Annotated in this window: 17 protein-coding genes; 12 read left to right on the forward strand and 5 right to left on the reverse strand. The window is 56.6% G+C overall.

Features of this window, described 5'->3' with window-relative positions:
• Positions 1 to 29: 29 nt before the first annotated feature.
• A complete protein-coding gene (fhuE, locus tag HBM95_08900; GenBank protein ID NIH43044.1) occupies positions 30 to 2,219 on the reverse strand; it encodes a ferric-rhodotorulic acid/ferric-coprogen receptor FhuE in 2,190 nt (729 codons plus the stop codon).
• 351 nt (positions 2,220 to 2,570) lie between these two features.
• Here fhuE and hinT point away from each other — a divergent pair, with 351 nt between their 5' ends.
• From hinT to HBM95_08940, 8 genes are all read left to right on the forward strand, one after another.
• Positions 2,571 to 2,930 (forward strand): purine nucleoside phosphoramidase, encoded by a 360-nt coding sequence (gene hinT, locus HBM95_08905; GenBank protein ID NIH43045.1) that lies wholly within the window; start codon positions 2,571 to 2,573, stop codon positions 2,928 to 2,930.
• A 1-nt stretch (position 2,931) separates the two neighbouring features.
• The gene (locus HBM95_08910; GenBank protein ID NIH43046.1) at positions 2,932 to 3,306 is read left to right on the forward strand and encodes a YcfL family protein; all 375 of its coding nucleotides are present in this window, start codon (positions 2,932 to 2,934) and stop codon (positions 3,304 to 3,306) included.
• Positions 3,307 to 3,319: 13 nt separating this feature from the next.
• A complete protein-coding gene (lpoB, locus tag HBM95_08915; GenBank protein NIH43047.1) occupies positions 3,320 to 3,964 on the forward strand; it encodes a penicillin-binding protein activator LpoB in 645 nt (214 codons plus the stop codon).
• Positions 3,945 to 4,769, forward strand: coding sequence for a thiamine kinase (gene thiK / locus HBM95_08920; GenBank protein ID NIH43048.1), 825 nt, complete (start codon positions 3,945 to 3,947; stop codon positions 4,767 to 4,769). Before lpoB ends, thiK begins: the two co-directional genes overlap by 20 nt.
• A gap of 11 nt (positions 4,770 to 4,780) precedes the next feature.
• Positions 4,781 to 5,806 carry a beta-N-acetylhexosaminidase gene (nagZ, locus tag HBM95_08925; GenBank protein ID NIH43049.1) on the forward strand — a complete coding sequence of 342 codons (1,026 nt, stop codon included), beginning with the start codon at positions 4,781 to 4,783 and terminating at the stop codon, positions 5,804 to 5,806.
• A gap of 34 nt (positions 5,807 to 5,840) precedes the next feature.
• Positions 5,841 to 6,383, forward strand: a complete 543-nt coding sequence (locus tag HBM95_08930; GenBank protein ID NIH43050.1) for an alpha/beta hydrolase — start codon at positions 5,841 to 5,843, stop codon at positions 6,381 to 6,383.
• 237 nt (positions 6,384 to 6,620) lie between these two features.
• Positions 6,621 to 7,925 carry an NAD(P)/FAD-dependent oxidoreductase gene (locus HBM95_08935; protein ID NIH43051.1) on the forward strand — a complete coding sequence of 435 codons (1,305 nt, stop codon included), beginning with the start codon at positions 6,621 to 6,623 and terminating at the stop codon, positions 7,923 to 7,925.
• Between the two features lie 193 nt (positions 7,926 to 8,118).
• The gene (locus HBM95_08940; GenBank protein NIH43052.1) at positions 8,119 to 8,658 is read left to right on the forward strand and encodes a glycine zipper 2TM domain-containing protein; all 540 of its coding nucleotides are present in this window, start codon (positions 8,119 to 8,121) and stop codon (positions 8,656 to 8,658) included.
• A gap of 57 nt (positions 8,659 to 8,715) precedes the next feature.
• Here HBM95_08940 and HBM95_08945 read toward each other — a convergent pair whose 3' ends face one another.
• Entirely contained in the window at positions 8,716 to 9,351 is a 636-nt protein-coding gene (locus tag HBM95_08945) for a TetR/AcrR family transcriptional regulator (GenBank protein NIH43053.1), read from the reverse strand.
• A gap of 244 nt (positions 9,352 to 9,595) precedes the next feature.
• On the opposite strand from HBM95_08945, the gene HBM95_08950 reads away from it, so the two are divergent.
• Positions 9,596 to 9,853, forward strand: a complete 258-nt coding sequence (locus tag HBM95_08950) for a DUF1471 domain-containing protein (protein NIH43054.1) — start codon at positions 9,596 to 9,598, stop codon at positions 9,851 to 9,853.
• A 74-nt stretch (positions 9,854 to 9,927) separates the two neighbouring features.
• Here HBM95_08950 and HBM95_08955 read toward each other — a convergent pair whose 3' ends face one another.
• From HBM95_08955 to HBM95_08965, 3 genes are all read right to left on the reverse strand, one after another.
• Positions 9,928 to 10,893, reverse strand: coding sequence for a L,D-transpeptidase family protein (locus tag HBM95_08955; protein ID NIH43055.1), 966 nt, complete (start codon positions 10,891 to 10,893; stop codon positions 9,928 to 9,930).
• A 150-nt stretch (positions 10,894 to 11,043) separates the two neighbouring features.
• A complete protein-coding gene (gene mfd, locus HBM95_08960) occupies positions 11,044 to 14,490 on the reverse strand; it encodes a transcription-repair coupling factor (GenBank protein NIH43056.1) in 3,447 nt (1,148 codons plus the stop codon).
• Between the two features lie 148 nt (positions 14,491 to 14,638).
• On the reverse strand, positions 14,639 to 15,712 hold the full coding sequence (locus tag HBM95_08965; protein ID NIH43057.1) for an acyltransferase family protein: 1,074 nt from the start codon (positions 15,710 to 15,712) through the stop codon (positions 14,639 to 14,641).
• Between the two features lie 256 nt (positions 15,713 to 15,968).
• On the opposite strand from HBM95_08965, the gene lolC reads away from it, so the two are divergent.
• Genes lolC through lolE form a run of 3 tightly spaced genes read left to right on the forward strand, consistent with a single transcriptional unit; the run spans position 15,969 to position 19,106 of the window.
• On the forward strand, positions 15,969 to 17,168 hold the full coding sequence (lolC, locus tag HBM95_08970) for a lipoprotein-releasing ABC transporter permease subunit LolC (protein NIH43058.1): 1,200 nt from the start codon (positions 15,969 to 15,971) through the stop codon (positions 17,166 to 17,168).
• The gene (gene lolD, locus HBM95_08975) at positions 17,161 to 17,862 is read left to right on the forward strand and encodes a lipoprotein-releasing ABC transporter ATP-binding protein LolD (protein ID NIH43059.1); all 702 of its coding nucleotides are present in this window, start codon (positions 17,161 to 17,163) and stop codon (positions 17,860 to 17,862) included. The genes lolC and lolD overlap by 8 nt, the downstream gene beginning before the upstream one ends.
• Positions 17,862 to 19,106, forward strand: coding sequence for a lipoprotein-releasing ABC transporter permease subunit LolE (gene lolE, locus HBM95_08980; GenBank protein ID NIH43060.1), 1,245 nt, complete (start codon positions 17,862 to 17,864; stop codon positions 19,104 to 19,106). The genes lolD and lolE overlap by 1 nt, the downstream gene beginning before the upstream one ends.
• Positions 19,107 to 19,158 lie beyond the last annotated feature (52 nt).

A 19,158-nucleotide genomic window follows, 5' to 3' on the forward strand; every position in this document is an offset into this window, starting at 1 on the left:
GTTTGTTGTGCCAGGTGGCGGCTTAACGCTCAGAAGTCGTAGCTCGCGCTCAACGAGACGTTCAGCGGCGCGCCATAAACCACGTAAGAGCCGACGTAGTCGTAATACTCTTTGTCGAACAGGTTGTTAACGTTCGCCTGAACAGCAAAATCTTTGGTCACCTGATAACGGCTGAACAGGTTAACCAGCCCGTAGCTGCCTTGCTCTGCGCGGGATTGTCCCGCCGGGCCACCGTCCACATCTGTCCACACTTTGTTCTGCCAGTTTACGCCACCGCCTACCGTCAGCGCTGGCAGCATTGGCAGTTGATAACGGGTAAACAGCTTCAGTGTCGTGCGCGGCTGATCGGAACTGACAGCGTTGTCGTTCTTATCTTCCGCAATGTAGCGGGTTGCGCCGAACGTCAGCTGCCAGTTATCGGTCAGGGCGCCGTTTAGCTCGAACTCAATCCCTTTGCTGACCACGCCGTCCAGCGATTCATAAATCGACTCACCGCTCGGCATGTAGGTATAGGTGTTGCTCGCCACGTTATCCTGTTCAATACGGAAAATCGCCAGCGAGGTGGTCAGGCGGGTATTGAACCAATCCGCTTTTACGCCGGCTTCATAGCTTTTGCCCGTCGTTGGGTCGAGATAGCGTCCGCTGGCGTCACGCTTGTCCTGTGGCTGGAAGATGGAGGTATAGCTGACGTAGGTCGACCAGTCTTCGTCGATATCGTAGACCAGGCCCGCGTAAGGCGTTACGTCATCTTTGGTGCTTTCAAGACGGGTATCAGGAGAGCCCGCCGGGTTATAGCGAATGTTGTAGTTGGTGTAGCGCGCCCCGAGGATCAGGTGCAGCGGGTCGGCCAGCGAGAAGCGGGCGGAAGTATAGGCCGATGACTGGCGGATGTCGTCCTGGCTGTAGAGCTTCCACGGCGTCCACTGCGGATCGGCGATATTCCCGTTCCAGTTTTTGAAATTCCCCACGTCAACCATGCCGTACAGCGCATCCGGTATTCTGTTGTCATAATGGTTGCGCTGTCGGCTGAAGCTGCCGCCAAACATCATCTCGTGCTGACGGCCGAAAAGATCGAAGCCGCCGCGCAGGAAGGCATCAACCGCATCCTGTTTGCGTTCACCTTTGTTCCAGCCGCCGTAGCCCACCATGCCCGCACCGGTCTGTTTATCGGGATAGCCGGACATATACATCAGCTTGCTGTCGAAGTTGGTCTCCGCGTGCATGCCGTTGACGTGCGCTTCCCAGCCGTTATCGAAACGCTGCGTCAGGTTAGCGAAGATGCGGGTACTGTCCTTGTCCGAGTAGGCCCAGTCAGGCGCGACGGTCTGGCTACGGCTGTAATCGGTTTTACTGCCGTCGCTGTACCAGGTCGGCAGCCCGCCCCAGGTAGGATCGGCGGTGTGGCTTTCCTGATACTCATACCCCACTGAGAGGGTCGTGCTGTCGGTGACGTCAGCATCCATCACGCCGTAAAGGAACTTCTTCCGGTAGTGATAGTTGTCCACGAAGCTGTCGTTGTCCTGATAGCCCGTAATCAGGCGTCCCCGCACCTTCCCGGACTCCACCAGCGGTGCCTGCAGATCCAGCACGTAGCGCTGTTTGTCCCAACTGCCGTAGCTGGCGGAGACATTGCCTTTGAATTCATTGCTGTCTGCATGTTTGCGCACCATATTGACGTACGCCGCCGGGTTGCCGGTACCGGACATCAGCCCGGTTGCGCCGCGGACCACTTCGATACGGTTGTAAATCGCGGTATCGGCGGCAGTGTCGCCGAAGTTCCACACTTCGCTGATGGAGGTTGGCAGGTCGTCAAAGGCGTAGTTGCTGACGAAAAATCCGCGTGAATAAAATACGGTACGGTCGCTGTCCTGGACCTGCGCCGTTACGCCAGTCGTGTTGTTTAACACCTGGCCGATAGACTGCAGGTTCTGATCCGCCATGCGCTGTTGGCTAATGACGCTAACGGACTGCGGAATATCGCGGGGCACGAGGAGCAGTTTGGTCCCCGTGGTAGTGGTCTTTACGCTGTAATCCCGATCCTGCCCGCTGGAGGCATCCGGGACGCTATCGAAACCGCCATCAACCACAACGGTATCTTCGCCTGTGGAGGCGGCAAAACTCACGGCTGGCATCAATGCCATGGCAATACAGGCTGCCAGCAACGAAGGCGTTGCGACAGACTGACGTTGCCCATCCCTGGTGTGATGATTGAAAGACATTATCAAACCCTTAATGAACGGTGAAGGTTAGCTGCGTCAGTCCCGAAGACACGGTCTGACGTCGTTTTCTATGTTAAAAATGCGCATGAAAATGCAAATGCGAAATATACGCATTGCTATTAATGCTGTAAACAGATGTGTCGAGCGGAACTGAAATAATGTTTCAGCTCGTTTAGACGCGCGAGCGGTCACTCTTCAGTCAGCTGATGAATATTCAACAAAGAATTCGGGGGAGGAGGTTGAAAGGACAGGAGAAACTCGCTCATACTCATGAATTGTGTCGCGCACTCATTCAGAGAGTGTGTTAACAGCGGACGCACCACGCCAGATTTAACAAAAAAGGAAAAGGTCATGGCCGAAGAAACGATTTTCAGTAAAATTATTCGCCGCGAAATCCCGTCGGATATCGTCTATCAGGATGAACTGGTAACGGCTTTCCGGGACATTTCCCCTCAGGCACCGACACACATCCTTATCATTCCCAATATTCTGATTCCGACCGTAAACGACGTAAAAACCGAGCATGAAGTGGCATTAGGTCGTATGCTGACGGTGGCTGCGAAAATTGCCGAGCAGGAAGGCATAGCGGAAGACGGCTATCGACTGATCATGAACTGTAATCGTCACGGCGGCCAGGAAGTTTATCATATTCACATGCATCTGCTGGGTGGACGTCCGCTGGGACCGATGCTGGCTCACAAAGGTCTGTAACATGTTTAAAGGGCGTATTGCAGCGCTGGTAATGACGATGATGATTGTAGGATGCAGCACGCGTCCGGCGATCCCCGTGAGCGATGAACAGACGCTGGTGATGGAATCCTCCGTGCTGGCCGCGGGCATTACGGCGCAACAGCCCGCGTTAACGATCAGTGAAATTAAGTCTTCTGCTTCCTCTGCGCTCTTTAACGAAAGAAATGAACCTGTAACGGTCCACTACCGTTTTTTCTGGTATGACGTAAGAGGTCTTGAGATGCATCCGCTGGAGGCGCCGCGCAGCGTCACCCTTCCGGCAAGGTCGTCGGTAACGCTCTATGACAGCGCCAGCTATCTGGGTGCGCATAAGGTGAGACTTTATCTTTATCTGTAAGGGGTGAACCTTGATTAAAAATTTGAGCCGTTATGCGCTCGTGACAGCTTTCGCTCTGTTCCTTGCAGGGTGTGTGACCCGTACTGAACAGCCTGCGCCCGTGGAAGAGGCTAAACCGGGTACTAAACAGCCGACGACGCCAACGCAGCCGCAGCCAACCGTGCCGTCGGTACCGTCGATTCCGTCCCAGCCTGGCCCGATTGAACATCCGGACCAGACGTCACAGCCTGCGCCGCGCGTGCGCCACTATGACTGGAACGGTGCGATGCAGCCGATGGTCGGCAAAATGCTGCAGGCTCAGGGCGTGACGGCAGGCAGCGTGCTGCTGGTCGATAGCGTGAACAACCGTACCAACGGTTCGCTGAACGCGGGCGAAGCGACAGAAACGCTGCGCAACGCTCTGGCAAACAACGGTAAGTTTACGCTGGTCTCTGCTCAGCAGCTCGCGGTAGCCAAACAGCAGCTGGGGTTGTCGCCGCAGGATAGTCTCGGCACCCGCAGCAAGGCGATTGGCATTGCCCGCAACGTTGGCGCACAGTATGTGCTGTACTCTAACGCGACCGGCAACGTGAATACCCCAGCCCTGCAAATGCAGCTGATGCTGGTTCAGACAGGCGAAATTATCTGGTCAGGTAAAGGTGCGGTTACGCAACAATGACAGCACGCGTGAAGACATTCTGACGCGCTTTTTTCCGCAGTACCGCCTTATCGCGCCGCAGGCCCACTCCGGGCTTGGCGGCGCGAGTTGCATTATAGCGCAGGGCGAGCACCGCCTGGTCTTGCGGCAGAATCACGATCCTTTCGCGCCCGCTTTCCATTTTCGCCGTCAGTTTCGCGCCCTCAGGCGTCTTCCGTCGGATCTCGTGCCGGAACCCCGTTTTTTCAGGCAGGGCTGGATGGCCGTCGACTACCTGGAGGGGGAGGTAAAAAGCGCGCTGCCGGACACGCAGGCGCTTGCGGCGATGCTGTATCATCTGCACCAGCAACAGCGTCTGGGATGGCGAATCACCTTACTTCCGCTGCTGGAAAACTACTGGCAGCAAGCCTCTCCAGCAAGACGTAACCCAGTGTGGCTTGCGCATCTCAAACGGCTGCGTAAAACGGGCGAGCCGCAACCGATTCGGCTCTCCCCGTTGCATATGGATGTGCATGCCGGGAACATCGTGCATACGCCACAGGGAGCCAGGCTTATCGACTGGGAATATGCCGGAGACGGCGATGTGGCGCTGGAGCTGGCCGCGGTCTGGACGGAAAGTGAAGCCGCGCGGCAGAAACTCATCACAGAGTATGCCAGAGTGGCGCACTTTGACGCCGATGCGCTGGCGCGCCAGGTAAGACGCTGGCGGCCATGGGTCATCATGCTGATGGCGGGCTGGTTTGAGATGCGTTTACAGCAGTCTGAAGATAAACAATTTATTGCGCTGGCAGACGATGCCTGGCGCCGGTTACAAACGAAAGGATAAGAGAGGTGAGTGTGGGTCCAGTCATGTTGGATGTTGAAGGGTTTGAGCTGGATGCGGAGGAGCGTGAAATTCTGGCGCATCCGCTGGTGGGTGGCCTGATCCTGTTTACCCGCAACTATCACGATCCGGCGCAGCTGCGTGAACTGGTGCGCCAGATCCGCGCCGCGTCGCGCAATCATCTGGTGGTGGCCGTCGATCAGGAAGGCGGTCGCGTGCAGCGTTTTCGCGACGGTTTTACCCGCCTGCCTGCAGCCCAGTCTTTTGCCGCGCTGCTCGGCATGGAAGAGGGGGCAAATCTGGCTCAGGAAGCCGGCTGGCTGATGGCCAGTGAAATGATTTCCATGGATATCGACATCAGCTTTGCACCGGTGCTGGACGTGGGACATATCAGCGCCGCGATTGGCGAGCGCTCCTACCATGAAGATCCGCGTATTGCGCTGGCCATGGCGACCCGCTTCATTGACGGCATGCACGATGCCGGGATGAAAACTACCGGGAAACACTTCCCGGGCCACGGGGCGGTAACGGCGGACTCGCATAAAGAGACCCCTCGCGATTCGCGCCCGGAAGCGGAGATCCGCGCGAAAGATATGTCGGTGTTCCGCTCACTTATCACCGATAACAAGCTGGACGCCATCATGCCCGCGCACGTCATTTACAGCGACGTCGACCCGCGTCCGGCCAGCGGCTCTCCGCACTGGCTGAAGACCGTTCTGCGTCAGGAGCTGGGTTTCAACGGCGTGATTTTCTCTGACGATTTATCGATGGAAGGGGCGGCGATCATGGGCAGTTACGCTGAACGCGGTCAGGCGTCGCTGGATGCAGGTTGCGATATGATCCTGGTCTGCAATAATCGTAAAGGTGCCGTTAGCGTGCTGGATAACCTGTCGCCGATCAATGCCGAGCGTGTTACACAATTGTATCATAAAGGTTCATTTAGCCGTCAGGAGCTGATGGATTCGGCGCGCTGGAAGACGGTCAACGCCCGGCTTGAAGACCTGAACGAGCGCTGGCAGGCACATAAAGCCAGCCTGTAAACCCTCCCGGAAGGCGTAGCGTGGTGAGAAGACAATGATCATCTATTTACACGGTTTTGACTCAAACAGTCCTGGTAATCATGAGAAAGTGCTGCAGCTGCAGTTTATCGATCCTGATGTACGGTTGATCAGCTACAGCACGCGCCATCCAAAGCATGATATGCAGCATCTGCTCAAAGAGGTGGACAAAATGCTGCAGCTCAACGTTGACGACCGCCCGTTGATTTGCGGCGTGGGGCTGGGTGGCTACTGGGCGGAGCGGATTGGTTTCCTGTGCGACATCCGCCAGGTGGTCTTCAATCCTAACCTTTTCCCGAACGAGAACATGGAAGGCAAGATCGACCGCCCGGAAGAGTATGTCGATATTGCGACCAAATGCGTCAGCAATTTTCGGGAGAAGAACCGTGACCGCTGCCTGGTGATCCTGTCGCGTAATGATGAGGCGCTCAACAGCCACCGGGCTGCAGAACTCCTGCATCATTACTATGAGATAGTCTGGGACGAAGAGCAGACCCACAAGTTCAAAAACATCTCCCCGCACCTCCAGCGCATCAAAGCCTTTAAAACACTGGGCTAAACCACAGCCTGCCACTTCAGAAACCCGGTCGCGAACGCGCACCGGGTTTCTTTTTGTCCAGAATTGTCTACTTTTAAGCCATCAAAACTTGATGCATATCAATTTTGGTATGACCAATGCGCCTGACGTGTTATTCTCAATGCACCTGAATGGTTTCAGTGCTGTAACCTGTTGTTAATTAAGGATTATTTTCATAACTTTTAATTAACAATTGGTTAATAATTTGAGGGGGTCACGTTGACTACGCCATTGAAAAAGATAGTGATTGTAGGCGGTGGTGCTGGCGGGCTGGAGCTGGCCACACAGTTGGGCAAGAAGCTGGGGCGCGGTAAAAAAGCCAAAATCACGCTGGTGGATCGTAACCACAGTCACCTGTGGAAACCGCTGCTGCACGAAGTGGCGACCGGCTCACTGGATGAGGGCGTGGACGCGCTGAGCTATCTGGCGCACGCGCGCAACCATCATTTCCAGTTCCAGTTGGGCTCGGTGGTGGACATCAACCGTGAGAGCAAAACCATTACCCTGGCCGAGCTGCGTGATGAAAAAGGCGAGCTGCTGGTTCCTGAGCGTAAACTGCCGTATGACACGCTGGTGATGGCGCTCGGCAGTACCTCCAACGACTTCAACACGCCGGGCGTTAAAGAGCACTGTATCTTCCTCGATAACCCGCACCAGGCGCGTCGTTTCCATCAGGAAATGCTGAACCTGTTCCTGAAGTACACCAGCAATCTGGGTGCGAATGGCAAGGTTAACATTGCCATTGTCGGCGGCGGCGCGACGGGCGTTGAGCTGTCCGCGGAGCTGCACAATGCGGTGAAACAGCTGCACAGCTACGGTTACAAAGGGTTAACTAACGAAGCGCTGAACGTCACGCTGGTTGAAGCGGGTGAGCGTATTCTGCCTGCGCTGCCTCCGCGCATTTCCGGCGCAGCGCACAATGAACTGACGAAACTGGGCGTGCGCGTCCTGACGCAGACCATGGTGACCAGCGCTGACGAAGGTGGACTGCACACCAAAGACGGCGAGTACATCAAAGCGGATCTGATGGTCTGGGCGGCAGGTATCAAAGCGCCTGACTTTATGAAAGAGATCGGCGGTCTGGAGACGAACCGCATTAACCAGCTGGTTACGGAGCCAACGCTGCAAACCACGCGTGACCCTGATATTTTTGCTATTGGTGACTGTGCCTCCTGCGCGCGTCCTGAAGGGGGCTTCGTGCCGCCGCGTGCTCAGGCCGCTCACCAGATGGCAAGCCTGGTGCTGCACAATATTCTGGCGCAGTACAAAGGTAAGCCAATGAAGGCGTATATCTATAAAGACCACGGTTCCCTGGTATCGCTGTCAAACTTCTCTACCGTCGGTAGCCTGATGGGTAACCTGATGCGTGGCTCGATGATGGTGGAAGGGCGCATTGCACGCTTCGTGTATATCTCCCTGTACCGTATGCACCAGATCGCGCTGCACGGCTACTTTAAAACGGGCCTGATGATGCTGGTGGGCAGAATCAACCGCGTCATTCGTCCGCGTCTGAAGCTGCACTAATCTTTCACTCCCTCCGGGCCCTCCGGGGGGAGTTTTTAGCATATCATGCTGCTCGTCGTGGATTAGGGACTTAAGAATTCTCCTAAACACGATATATCTCTCCCCGATGTCCCCTTTTTGAGCCTTTGTCTTATTGGCGAAGCCGCGCCTCCATTGCAGAATTGTTACCAATAGCAACAAAGGAGGAAGTCCCGTGAATAAATCAATGTTGGCGGGTATAGGGATTGGTGTCGCAGCTGCGTTAGGTGTGGCAGCTGTTGCCAGTCTCAACGTTTTAGATCGCGGCCCGCAGTATGCGCAGGTGGTTTCCGCAACGCCTATTAAAGAAACCGTAAAAACCCCTCGTCAGGAGTGTCGTAACGTCTCCGTAACCCATCGTCGTCCGGTACAGGATGAAAACCGTATTGCCGGCTCTGTTCTCGGCGCGGTAGCGGGTGGGGTGATTGGTCACCAGTTCGGCGGCGGCCGGGGCAAAGATGTGGCGACCGTGGTCGGCGCGCTGGGTGGCGGCTATGCCGGTAACCAGGTGCAGGGCGCGATGCAGGATAATGATACCTACACTACGACTCAGCAGCGCTGCAAAACCGTCTATGACAAGTCGGAGAAAATGCTGGGTTATGACGTGACGTATAAAATTGGCGATCAGCAGGGCAAAATCCGCATGGATAAAGACCCGGGTACCCAAATTCCACTGGATGGAAATGGTCAGCTGGTACTGAACAACAAAGCGTAAAAAAGATGTTCTCTGAATTTAGCTCCTCATGCGCTCAGGCTGAGGAGCTTTTTTTTTTCAGATTTTCAGTAGCTCAGGCCACAGCCGCAGCGTGGTGTCGCTAATATTCTGCAGCTTTTCCAGCGTCGCCCCTTCACGGGCGCTGATCGACATCCCCTGCAAAATACAGCTCAGGTATTGCGCCAACAGCTGAGGATTGCATTGCGCAGGGATTTCACCGCGCTGCTGGCGCTGAGCCAGAAATGCGCTGAGCGTCTCTTCCTGCATTGCATGACGCGATTTCACCGTATTGGCGATCTCTTTCGACGCCGCCGCCAGGGTGGCAGAGGTGTTAATCATAAAGCAGCCCGCGGGCGTCTCTTTACTGGTGAAACAGGTGGCAACGGCGGTGAAGTAATCCCGTAGTGCCTGTTCAACGCTTTTCTCTTCACAAAATAGCTGCGCTTCGTGTTTCGCCGCAAAGCGCGAAATGTACCTGTCCAGCACCGCCCTGAACAGCCCCTCTTTATTGGTAAATTCAGCATAAAGCGTCGGCGCTTTGGCTCCGGTGGCTTCTACCAGATCGGAAAGCGAGGTCGCTTCATACCCATGTTGCCAGAAGAGAGTCATGGCCTTATCAAGCGCTGCATCCCTGTCAAACACTTTTGGTCGGCCACGGCTTTTCTTCGCACAACTCGTGACGTCGGTTGTCATTTGCCGTTGGTCCTCTGTTGGTTTGTTGAATGACCATTATAAAAATAAACGCTACCCACCACCAGTGCAGAATGCTTAAAAATAAATTAATCATATATGTATGAAAAATAACGACTTTAAAATTTAATTAATGCTCGTTATAAAAATATGTTGACGCGTGAGCTGGATCACACTTATGATTTACCTATCGATCGTTAACTAAATAGATAGCGACCTCCAAATTCATCTGCCAAAGGTAAACATTATGAAAAACGTAAAAACCCTCATCGCTGCTGCTGTCCTGAGTTCACTCTCTTTCGCAAGCTTTGCTGCTGTACAGGTACAATCCACTCCAGCCGATCAACATAAAGTCGGGACGATCTCTGCGTCTGCCGGGACTAACCTGGGCTCACTGGAAGATCAGCTGGCGCAAAAAGCGGAAGCAATGGGTGCAAAATCTTACCGCATCACTTCTGTGACCGGTCCTAACACCCTGCACGGCACCGCTGTAATCTACAAATAAGCCGGGCATAAACCCTCACTTATGCCACTGCAATAAAAAACGCCCTGCTCAGCAGGGCGTTTTTTATTTCTGATTTACATCGGCTGCGGGACGACATCGTGATGCCGGGTGACATCGGTCGGCATCCCTGACCGTGCCTCCATCGCGCGCTCCATCACCAGGCTATCGGTGTTCGCATTCGTTTTGAAGCTCACCATCGCGGCATTCAGCTTAATGGGTAACGTCTGCGGATCGTCGCCGATATTTTTTGACAGCGGCTGGTGAATCTCAACCAGCCGCACGCCGCCTGGCTCTTCAGAGACCTTAATCGGCGTATTGATAATATTCACCTTCGTTCCCGGCGTAACGACGTTAAAAAGCGTTTTGATATCGTTATCGCGCAGACGAATACAGCCGGAGCTGACGCGCATGCCGATGCCAAAATCCGCGTTCGTCCCGTGCAGCAGGTAAACGCCACCGTACGCGGCAAGGCGGATCGCGTGGTGACCCATCGGGTTATCCGGGCCTGCCGGCACCACGGCAGGAAGATCGATGCCCTGGGCCTTATAACGGGCGCGAATGTTGGCCGTCGGCGTCCAGGTTGGGTTGGCGCGTTTATCCGAGACGGTCGTGACCATCGTCGGTGTCAGCGTATCGCCGCCCAACTGACCAATACCGATAGGGTAGACGGTAACCTCATTTTTACCCGGCGGGTAATAGTACAGACGCAGCTCCGCCAGGTTGATCACGATCCCCTCGCGCGGGGCATCCGGCAGGATAGTCTGTAACGGGATGGTCAGCACGCTGCCCGCGCGCGGGACGTACGGGTCGACGCCGGGGTTCGCCTGCAGCAGGGCCAGAAAACCGACGTTATATTTTTTGGCTATCGCTTCCAGTGAACCGCCATTGTTTTCTACCACATGAAAGCGGTTCTCGCCCACCACCTTGCTGCCGGGCGGGGGAAGGGGCCAGGTGTTTGCGCGCGCAGGAAGCGCAACCGCGACGGTGGCCGCCAGCGCAAAAAGGGTTATCCAGCGGGTAAAACGCGAAGAGGTCATCATCACCATAGTCCATATAAATGATAAGGTTATTGTTTTATAAGACGTTAAAGATAATTATGGCGAATGGGTGTGTCGGGAAGATCGGATGAAGTGCAAAGAATTTGTAAATTGTCCCCCCGGCAGCACTGCACTGAAGGGGGGAAGGGCGAGTTATGCGACGGCGTTCTCTTCCAACTGACGCATAAAGTTACGCACCCAGTCCATGCGGGTTTTGCGCTCCGTCAGCTCCTGGGTAAATTTCAGACGGGTTGGACCATCCAGACGGAAATGCTGCGGCTGTTTTTGCAGCAGACCGATCAGCCACATCGGGTTGACGTGATTCTTCTCGGCAAACTCAATTACGCCGCCTTTTTCGTTGCCTTCAAGTTTGCGAATGCCCAGCTTCTGCGCCTGCTGGCGCAGACGCGCGATATCCAGCAGGTTTCTCGCCGCATCTGGCAGCAGGCCGAAGCGGTCAATCAGCTCCACCTTAATCTCTTCCAGCTCGTTCTCATTTTTCGCACTGGCGATACGCTTGTAGAACGACAGACGGGTATTCACATCCGGAATGAAATCGTCTGGCAGCAGGGAAGGCATGCGGAGTTCAACCTCGGTCTGCTGGCTGGTCAAATCTTCCAGAGACGGTTCACGTCCGGCCTTCAGGGCATCGACCGCGTTTTCCAGCAGCTCCATATAGAGCGAGAAGCCGATGGTCTCCATGGAGCCGCTCTGATCTTCACCCAGTAGTTCGCCGGCACCGCGGATCTCAAGATCGTGCGTGGCCAGCGCGAAGCCTGCGCCGAGATCTTCCAGCGAGGCGATGGCTTCCAGGCGCTTTTGCGCGTCGGTGGTCATCGCTTTCGGATGCGGCGTCAGCAGCCACGCGTAGGCCTGATGGTGCGAACGCCCGACGCGGCCGCGCAGCTGGTGGAGCTGGGCCAGACCAAAGTGATCCGCGCGTTCGATAATAATCGTGTTCGCGGTCGGAATGTCGATCCCGGTCTCAATGATGGTGGTACACACCAGCACGTTAAAGCGCTGGTGGTGGAAGTCGTTCATCACCCGTTCCAGCTCGCGTTCGCGCATCTGCCCGTGCCCGATGGCAACGCGCGCCTCCGGTACCAGTTCAGCCAGCCTGTCGGCGGCTTTCTGGATATTTTCGACGTCGTTATACAGGTAATACACCTGGCCGCCGCGCAGCACCTCACGCAGGATCGCCTCACGCACCACCAGATTGTCATACTCGCGGACAAAGGTTTTTACCGCCAGACGGCGCGCCGGCGGCGTGGCGATAATCGACAGATCGCGCATGCCGCTCATCGCCATGTTCAGCGTGCGCGGGATCGGCGTTGCGGTCAGGGTCAGGATGTCGACGTCCGCGCGCATCGCTTTGATGCGCTCTTTATGACGCACCCCGAAGCGGTGCTCTTCGTCAACGATCAGCAGCCCCAGATCTTTCCACTTCACGTCGCTTTGCAGCAGCTTGTGGGTGCCGATCAGAATGTCGATTTTGCCTTCGCTTGCCTGCTCCAGGATCTGCGTTTGCTCTTTTGTGCTGCGAAAACGCGACAGCATTTCTATACGTACCGGCCAGTTGGCGAAACGGTCCCGGAAGTTGTCGAAGTGCTGCTGGGCGAGCAGGGTGGTCGGCACCAGCACCGCCACCTGCTTGTTGTTTTCCACCGCAAGGAAGGCGGCGCGCATCGCCACTTCGGTTTTTCCGAAGCCGACGTCGCCGCAGACTAAGCGGTCCATTGCCAGCGGCTGGCACATGTCGCTCAGCACGGCATTAATGGCCTGGGCCTGATCCGGCGTGGTTTCAAACGGGAAGCTGTCGCAGAACAGCTGGTACTGTTCTTTGTCGTGCTTAAAGGCGAAGCCCTCTTTGGCCGCGCGCTGGGCGTAGATATCCAGCAGCTCGGCCGCCACGTCGCGCACTTTTTCCGCTGCCTTCTGGCGCGCACGCGCCCAGGCATCGCCGCCCAGCTTGTGCAGCGGCGCGTTCTCCTCCGCACCTCCCGCGTAGCGGCTGATAAGGTGCAGGGACGAAACAGGCACATAGAGTTTGGCATCGTTGGCGTAGGTCAGCATCAGGTACTCACCTTTGATACCGCCCGCTTCCAGCGTGGTCATCCCCTGATATCGTCCGACGCCGTGCTCCAGGTGAACAATCGGCTGGCCCGGATGCAGCTCGGCCAGGTTACGGATCAAGGTGTCCGGGTTGATGGTCCGACGGCTGTCCTGCCGACGGCGCGCGACGCGCTCGCCCAGCAGGTCGCTTTCGCAAATCAGCGCCAGGTTATTGAGCGTGTCAATGAACCCGTGCTCGGCGGCGCCAATCATCAGGTAACGACCATTCCCGGTCGCTTCGCTTAACCGCAGAATGCGCTTCGGCGCAACTTTGATGCGTCCCAGCAGCTCACCGAGCGCTTCGCGGCGGCCTTCACTCTCAACGGAAAATACGACCGGGCCGGTAAAGGACTCCAGGAACTTGCGCAGATTATCCAGCGGCGATTTCTGCTGCGCCTGAACGGCCAGGTCCGGCAGCGTCCGGAAGGCGAGGTTCGTATTGGCGGCTTTATCGGCAAGCGAGTCGGTTTTGAGCTGCATGCGCGGCCAGCGCTTCAGCTCGGCGTTAAGCTCGTCGGTGCGCAGCCATAGCGCTTCCGGCGGCAGGAGCGGACGCATCGGGTCAACGCCCCGGTTTTCGAAGCGCGCGCGGGTTTCGCTTTCAAAGCGGCTGGCGCTGGCGTCGATATCGCCGGTGTTTACAATCAGCGTATTCGCCGGGAAATAGCTGAACAGGGCAGGCAGCGGCTCGTTGAAGAACAGCGGCTGCCAGTATTCGATCCCGGCCGGGAGCGTGCCTTTGCTGACCTGCTGATAGATATGTTCTGCATCACGCTTCACGTCGAACCTGTCGCGCCACTGGCTGCGGAACAGTTCGATGGCAGTTTTGTCCGTCGGGAACTCATGCGCGGGCAGTAAATTGATAGACTCCACTTCCTCCAGCGTGCGCTGGGTGTCGGCATCGAACACGCGCAGGCTGTCGATTTCATCATCAAAGAAATCCAGACGATACGGCTGGTCGCTGCCCATCGGGTAAAGGTCGAGCAACGCGCCGCGGGTCGCGTATTCCCCGTGTTCCATGACCTGATCGACATGGCGATAGCCAGCACCGTCAAGCTGGTCGCGCAGGGTGTCGCGAGACAGGCGCTGGCCTTTTTTCATCACAAGCGCGTGACCGTGCAGATAGCTGTGCGGGCAGACGCGCTGCATCAGGGTATTGACCGGCACAATCAGCACGCCGCGCTGCATAGTCGGGAGTTGATACAGGGTCGACAGGCGCGAGGAGATGATCTCCTGATGCGGAGAGAAGCTGTCATAAGGCAGCGTTTCCCAGTCGGCCAGGCTGAACACCAGGCTATCGGTGAACTGGCGGATTTCGTCGTGCAGGCGCAGGGCGTTTTGCATATCCGGGGCAACCAGTACCACCGGGCCAGGGTGCCGCTCGGCGATTTCTGCCACCAGCGTGGCGCACGCCGCGCCCGTGAGTTCACCCAGCTGACGCTGGTCGCCCGCTTTGACGGGCAAGGAATAACGATAGTGTTCAGGCATGGCTATGTCAGAGTCTCTTATGGATATACCAACAGTATTGGGGCATATCACTGATACGCAATGTCTTTATTATCCTCGATCGTTTTACATAAGCAAATCGTAACCGCACGGCAGGGCTAAACGCCCCCAAAACGGGGGCGGAGGGGCATTAACGGGTGGCAGGTGACAGGCTCCGCGTAGACGGAGGAGAGAAGAAAAGGTCTCCGAACAGTGCGGTGGAGATTTTACGCACCCCGAGCCCGGCAAGGGTACAGATAAGCAGGCTGGCAAACGGGTAGACCAGTATTAAGCACAGTTCTGCCCAGATCGGCCACAGGGCGGCATTCATCTCGCCAATCAGAATCAGGCTGAAGGCCTCAATTAATATGCGGTGGGTGGTATAGATCGCAATGGTGTTTGAGCCAATCACGTTCAGCAGGTTGTTAGGATGCACGGCATAGCGCTGCTCGAAGCTATAGAACAGCTTCATGATCAACACAATCGACAGCAGGGAAAGCAGGAGAGGAACGTTTGCAAACCACAGCACCACGGAGACGGCCGCGAAAGCGCCAGTTGCCAGCCATGTGCGGCGCAGGTTGAAGCTTTTCATCCACGTCATCAGCTCCGCGCCATACCACGCCCCCATGCTGTAGTAGATCATGTTGCGTACCACGCTGTTCATTCCCCACCACGGCAGAGGCAGGAAGTTGATCGCGATGCTCGCCAGCGCCAGCAGTCCGAGTACCGGCAGCTTCCAGCGGCTCAGCAGTTTACACAGCGTGAAGTAGACCACCAGAGCATACAGATACCACAGGCTGGTGCTGGCGGTGACCATCCCCAGCACAAAGCCTGAGAACGAGTCGGCGTAGGCCGCATTTGACGAGGTGGCAAGCTCGCGGTCGGGCGCCAGCCAGGCATTCAGGTGGGTCAGGGCCTGCCATTGCAGGACGCCCCACAGCGCCAGAACCCAGACGATGCTCCAGATCCGCTTGTCGAGGCTGGTGCGCCAGTCCACCTCATCAATATAACGACGGATCAGATAGCCGGAGATAAAGAAGAAGACCGGCATCCGGAACGGGGCGAGATAGAGGTTAAAATAGACCCAGCATTTGGCGAGAAGACCGGAGAGCGGGTGTTGCAGCCCGCTCAGATGCGGGTAAAAGGTGATGACCGAATGATAGATAACCACCAGGCAGATACAGAGCCCTTTTATCTGGTTAATCCATAATGCTTTTTGCTTCATTGTTCGCGACTACCTTATTGCCATAAACGAACGAGCAATTGTTGTTAAACGAAGCCGGGATGTAACGGGTAACAGTCTGTATCAGGTGGTTTTTCGGAAAAGGTGGAGGCTGTATGGTGACGATTCAGACAATAGCACTCTGATTTATCTGAATTTTTCGGAAAAATGATTACCAAAGCTTACGGTTTCAGTCATTTACCCTTAACGGATTCGCTTATATACTCGTGGGTCTGCTATCAGCAAACAGACGGACTTCATGTATCAACCTGTCGCACTCTTCATAGGCTTACGTTACATGCGTGGGCGCGCCGCGGACCGCTTCGGTCGCTTTGTCTCCTGGCTTTCGACTATTGGCATTACGCTTGGCGTGATGGCACTGGTGACGGTACTTTCCGTTATGAATGGCTTCGAGCGCGAGCTGCAAAACAACATTCTGGGGCTGATGCCGCAGGCCGTTCTCTCCTCAACCAACGGTTCGGTGAACCCGCAACAGCTGCCGGAAAGCGCGGCGAAGCTACAGGGCGTCACGCGCGTTGCGCCGCTCACAACGGGCGACGTGGTGCTGCAAAGTGCCCGCAGCGTGGCGGTCGGCGTGATGCTGGGAATTGACCCGGCGCAAAAAGACCCGCTGACGCCGTTCCTGGTTAACGTCAAGCAGACCGATCTGGAAGCCGGAAAGTACAACGTGATTCTGGGTGAGCAGCTTGCCGGCCAGCTTGGCGTCAACCGTGGCGACCAGCTGCGCGTGATGGTGCCGTCCGCAAGCCAATTTACGCCGATGGGACGTTTGCCAAGCCAGCGCCTGTTTAACGTGGTCGGCACCTTTGCCGCCAACAGCGAAGTTGACGGCTATCAGATGCTGGTGAACATCCAGGACGCGTCACGCCTGATGCGTTACCCGGCGGGAAACATCACCGGCTGGCGCCTGTGGCTCGATCAGCCGCTGAAGGTCGATACCCTCAGCCAGCAAAAACTGCCGGACGGCACCAAATGGCAGGACTGGCGCGAGCGTAAAGGCGAACTGTTCCAGGCCGTGCGAATGGAAAAAAACATGATGGGGCTGCTGCTGAGCCTGATCGTCGCCGTGGCTGCATTTAACATTATCACCTCGCTGGGCCTGATGGTGATGGAGAAGCAGGGCGAAGTCGCCATTCTGCAAACTCAGGGGCTCACGCCGCGCCAGATCATGGCGGTGTTTATGGTGCAGGGGGCCAGTGCCGGTATCATCGGCGCGCTGCTCGGCGCCGTGCTGGGGGCACTGCTTGCCAGCCAGCTTAATAACTTAATGCCGATCATCGGCGCGCTGCTTGACGGCGCGGCGCTGCCGGTGGCTATCGAGCCGCTGCAGGTGGTCGGGATTGCGCTGGCCGCGATGGCCATTGCGCTGCTTTCTACGCTTTATCCTTCCTGGCGCGCTGCCGCCACCCAACCCGCTGAGGCTTTACGTTATGAATAAGATCCTGTTGCAATGCGACAACCTGTCCAAACGCTATCAGGAAGGCACTGTGCAGACCGACGTGCTGCACAATGTGAGCTTTAGCGTGGGCGAGGGCGAGATGATGGCGATTGTCGGCAGCTCCGGCTCGGGCAAAAGTACGCTGCTGCACCTGCTGGGCGGGCTCGATACGCCAACCAGCGGCGATGTGATCTTCTCCGGCCAGCCGATGAGCAAAATGTCCTCTGCAGCGAAGGCCGAGCTGCGTAACCGCGAGCTGGGCTTTATCTACCAGTTCCACCACCTGCTGCCGGATTTCACGGCGCTGGAAAACGTGGCGATGCCGCTGCTGATTGGCAAAAAGAAACCGGCAGAAATTAATGCCCGCGCCAGCGACATGCTGAAAGCGGTAGGGCTGGGGCATCGCGGTAACCATCGTCCGTCAGAGCTTTCCGGCGGCGAGCGCCAGCGCGTGGCGATTGCCCGCGCGCTGGTCAATAATCCGCGCCTGGTACTTGCGGATGAACCGACCGGTAACCTGGACGCGCGCAATGCGGACAGTATTTTCCAGCTTCTCGGCGAGCTGAACGCCTCGCAGGGGACCGCGTTTCTGGTGGTGACCCACGATCTGCAGCTGGCAAAACGCATGGGGCGCCAGCTTGAGATGCGCGACGGTCATCTGAACGCGGAACTAACCCTGATGGGGGCGGAGTAATGGCGTCACCGTTATCGTTACTCATCGGGTTACGCTTTAGCCGCGGCCGCCGTCGCGGCGGCATGGTGTCGCTCATCTCCGTGATCTCGACCATCGGTATTGCGCTGGGCGTGGCGGTGCTGATTGTGGGCTTAAGCGCCATGAACGGCTTTGAGCGGGAGCTGAATAACCGCATTCTGGCGGTGGTGCCGCACGGGGAAATCGAGCCGGTTAACCAGCCGTGGGCCAACTGGAGCGACGCCCTGACTAAAGTGGAAAAAGTGCCCGGTATTGCGGCGGCCGCGCCCTACATTAACTTTACCGGGCTGGTAGAGAGCGGGGTAAACCTGCGCGCCATCCAGGTGAAAGGGGTCAACCCCGCCCAGGAAGCGCGACTGAGCGCGCTGCCGAACTATGTGCAGAACGGCGCGTGGGCGAACTTTAAGGCCGGCGAGCAGCAGATCATCATGGGCAAAGGCGTTGCCGATGCCCTGAAGGTGAAGCAGGGCGACTGGGTGTCAATCATGATCCCCAACGCCAGCGCTGACCACAAACTGCAGCAGCCCAAGCGCGTGCGCCTGCACGTCACCGGTATTCTCCAGCTGAGCGGCCAGCTTGACCATAGCTTTGCGATGGTACCGCTGGAAGATGCGCGCCAGTATCTCGACATGGGCGACAGCGTGACGGGCATTGCCATTAAGGTGAACGACGTCTTTAACGCCAACAAACTGGTGCGCGATGCCGGCAGCGTCACCAATAACTATGTCTATATCAAAAGCTGGATCGGTACTTACGGGTACATGTACCGTGATATCCAGATGATCCGCGCGATTATGTATCTGGCGATGGTGCTGGTGATTGGCGTGGCGTGCTTTAATATCGTCTCGACGCTGGTGATGGCGGTTAAGGACAAGAGCGGCGACATCGCCGTGCTGCGTACCCTCGGGGCAAAAGACGGTCTTATTCGCGCCATCTTCGTCTGGTATGGTTTGCTGGCGGGGCTGTTCGGCAGCCTGTGCGGCGTGGTGATTGGCGTGGTGGTTTCCCTGCAGCTGACGCCGATTATCAACGGAATTGAAAAGCTTATCGGCCACCAGTTCCTGTCCGGTGACATCTATTTTATTGACTTCCTGCCGTCTGAACTGCACTGGCTGGACGTTTTTTATGTGCTGCTTACAGCACTTTTACTGAGTCTGCTGGCAAGCTGGTATCCGGCGCGTCGCGCAAGCCGAATCGATCCGGCGAGGGTATTAAGTGGCCAGTAATTACGTCATGGTGTAGCGGTCCTGAGGCCGCTATGTCAGAAAGAGGAATGCA

The sequence above is a fragment of the Enterobacter asburiae genome, assembly GCA_011754535.1.
In the GTDB taxonomy this organism is placed as follows: domain Bacteria; phylum Pseudomonadota; class Gammaproteobacteria; order Enterobacterales; family Enterobacteriaceae; genus Enterobacter; species Enterobacter cloacae_N.

Excerpts from the sequence above, each read along its gene's own strand:
- HBM95_08955 (NIH43055.1), bottom strand. The coding sequence starts at position 10,893 with ATGATGACCTCTTCGCGTTTTACCCGCTGGATAACCCTTTTTGCGCTG.
- HBM95_08930 (NIH43050.1), top strand. The coding sequence starts at position 5,841 with ATGATCATCTATTTACACGGTTTTGACTCAAACAGTCCTGGTAATCAT.
- mfd (NIH43056.1), bottom strand. The coding sequence starts at position 14,490 with ATGCCTGAACACTATCGTTATTCCTTGCCCGTCAAAGCGGGCGACCAG.
- lolC (NIH43058.1), top strand. The coding sequence starts at position 15,969 with ATGTATCAACCTGTCGCACTCTTCATAGGCTTACGTTACATGCGTGGG.
- HBM95_08950 (NIH43054.1), top strand. The coding sequence starts at position 9,596 with ATGAAAAACGTAAAAACCCTCATCGCTGCTGCTGTCCTGAGTTCACTC.
- lolD (NIH43059.1), top strand. The coding sequence starts at position 17,161 with ATGAATAAGATCCTGTTGCAATGCGACAACCTGTCCAAACGCTATCAG.
- lolE (NIH43060.1), top strand. The coding sequence starts at position 17,862 with ATGGCGTCACCGTTATCGTTACTCATCGGGTTACGCTTTAGCCGCGGC.
- HBM95_08965 (NIH43057.1), bottom strand. The coding sequence starts at position 15,712 with ATGAAGCAAAAAGCATTATGGATTAACCAGATAAAAGGGCTCTGTATC.
- fhuE (NIH43044.1), bottom strand. The coding sequence starts at position 2,219 with ATGTCTTTCAATCATCACACCAGGGATGGGCAACGTCAGTCTGTCGCA.
- HBM95_08945 (NIH43053.1), bottom strand. The coding sequence starts at position 9,351 with ATGACAACCGACGTCACGAGTTGTGCGAAGAAAAGCCGTGGCCGACCA.
- HBM95_08910 (NIH43046.1), top strand. The coding sequence starts at position 2,932 with ATGTTTAAAGGGCGTATTGCAGCGCTGGTAATGACGATGATGATTGTA.
- hinT (NIH43045.1), top strand. The coding sequence starts at position 2,571 with ATGGCCGAAGAAACGATTTTCAGTAAAATTATTCGCCGCGAAATCCCG.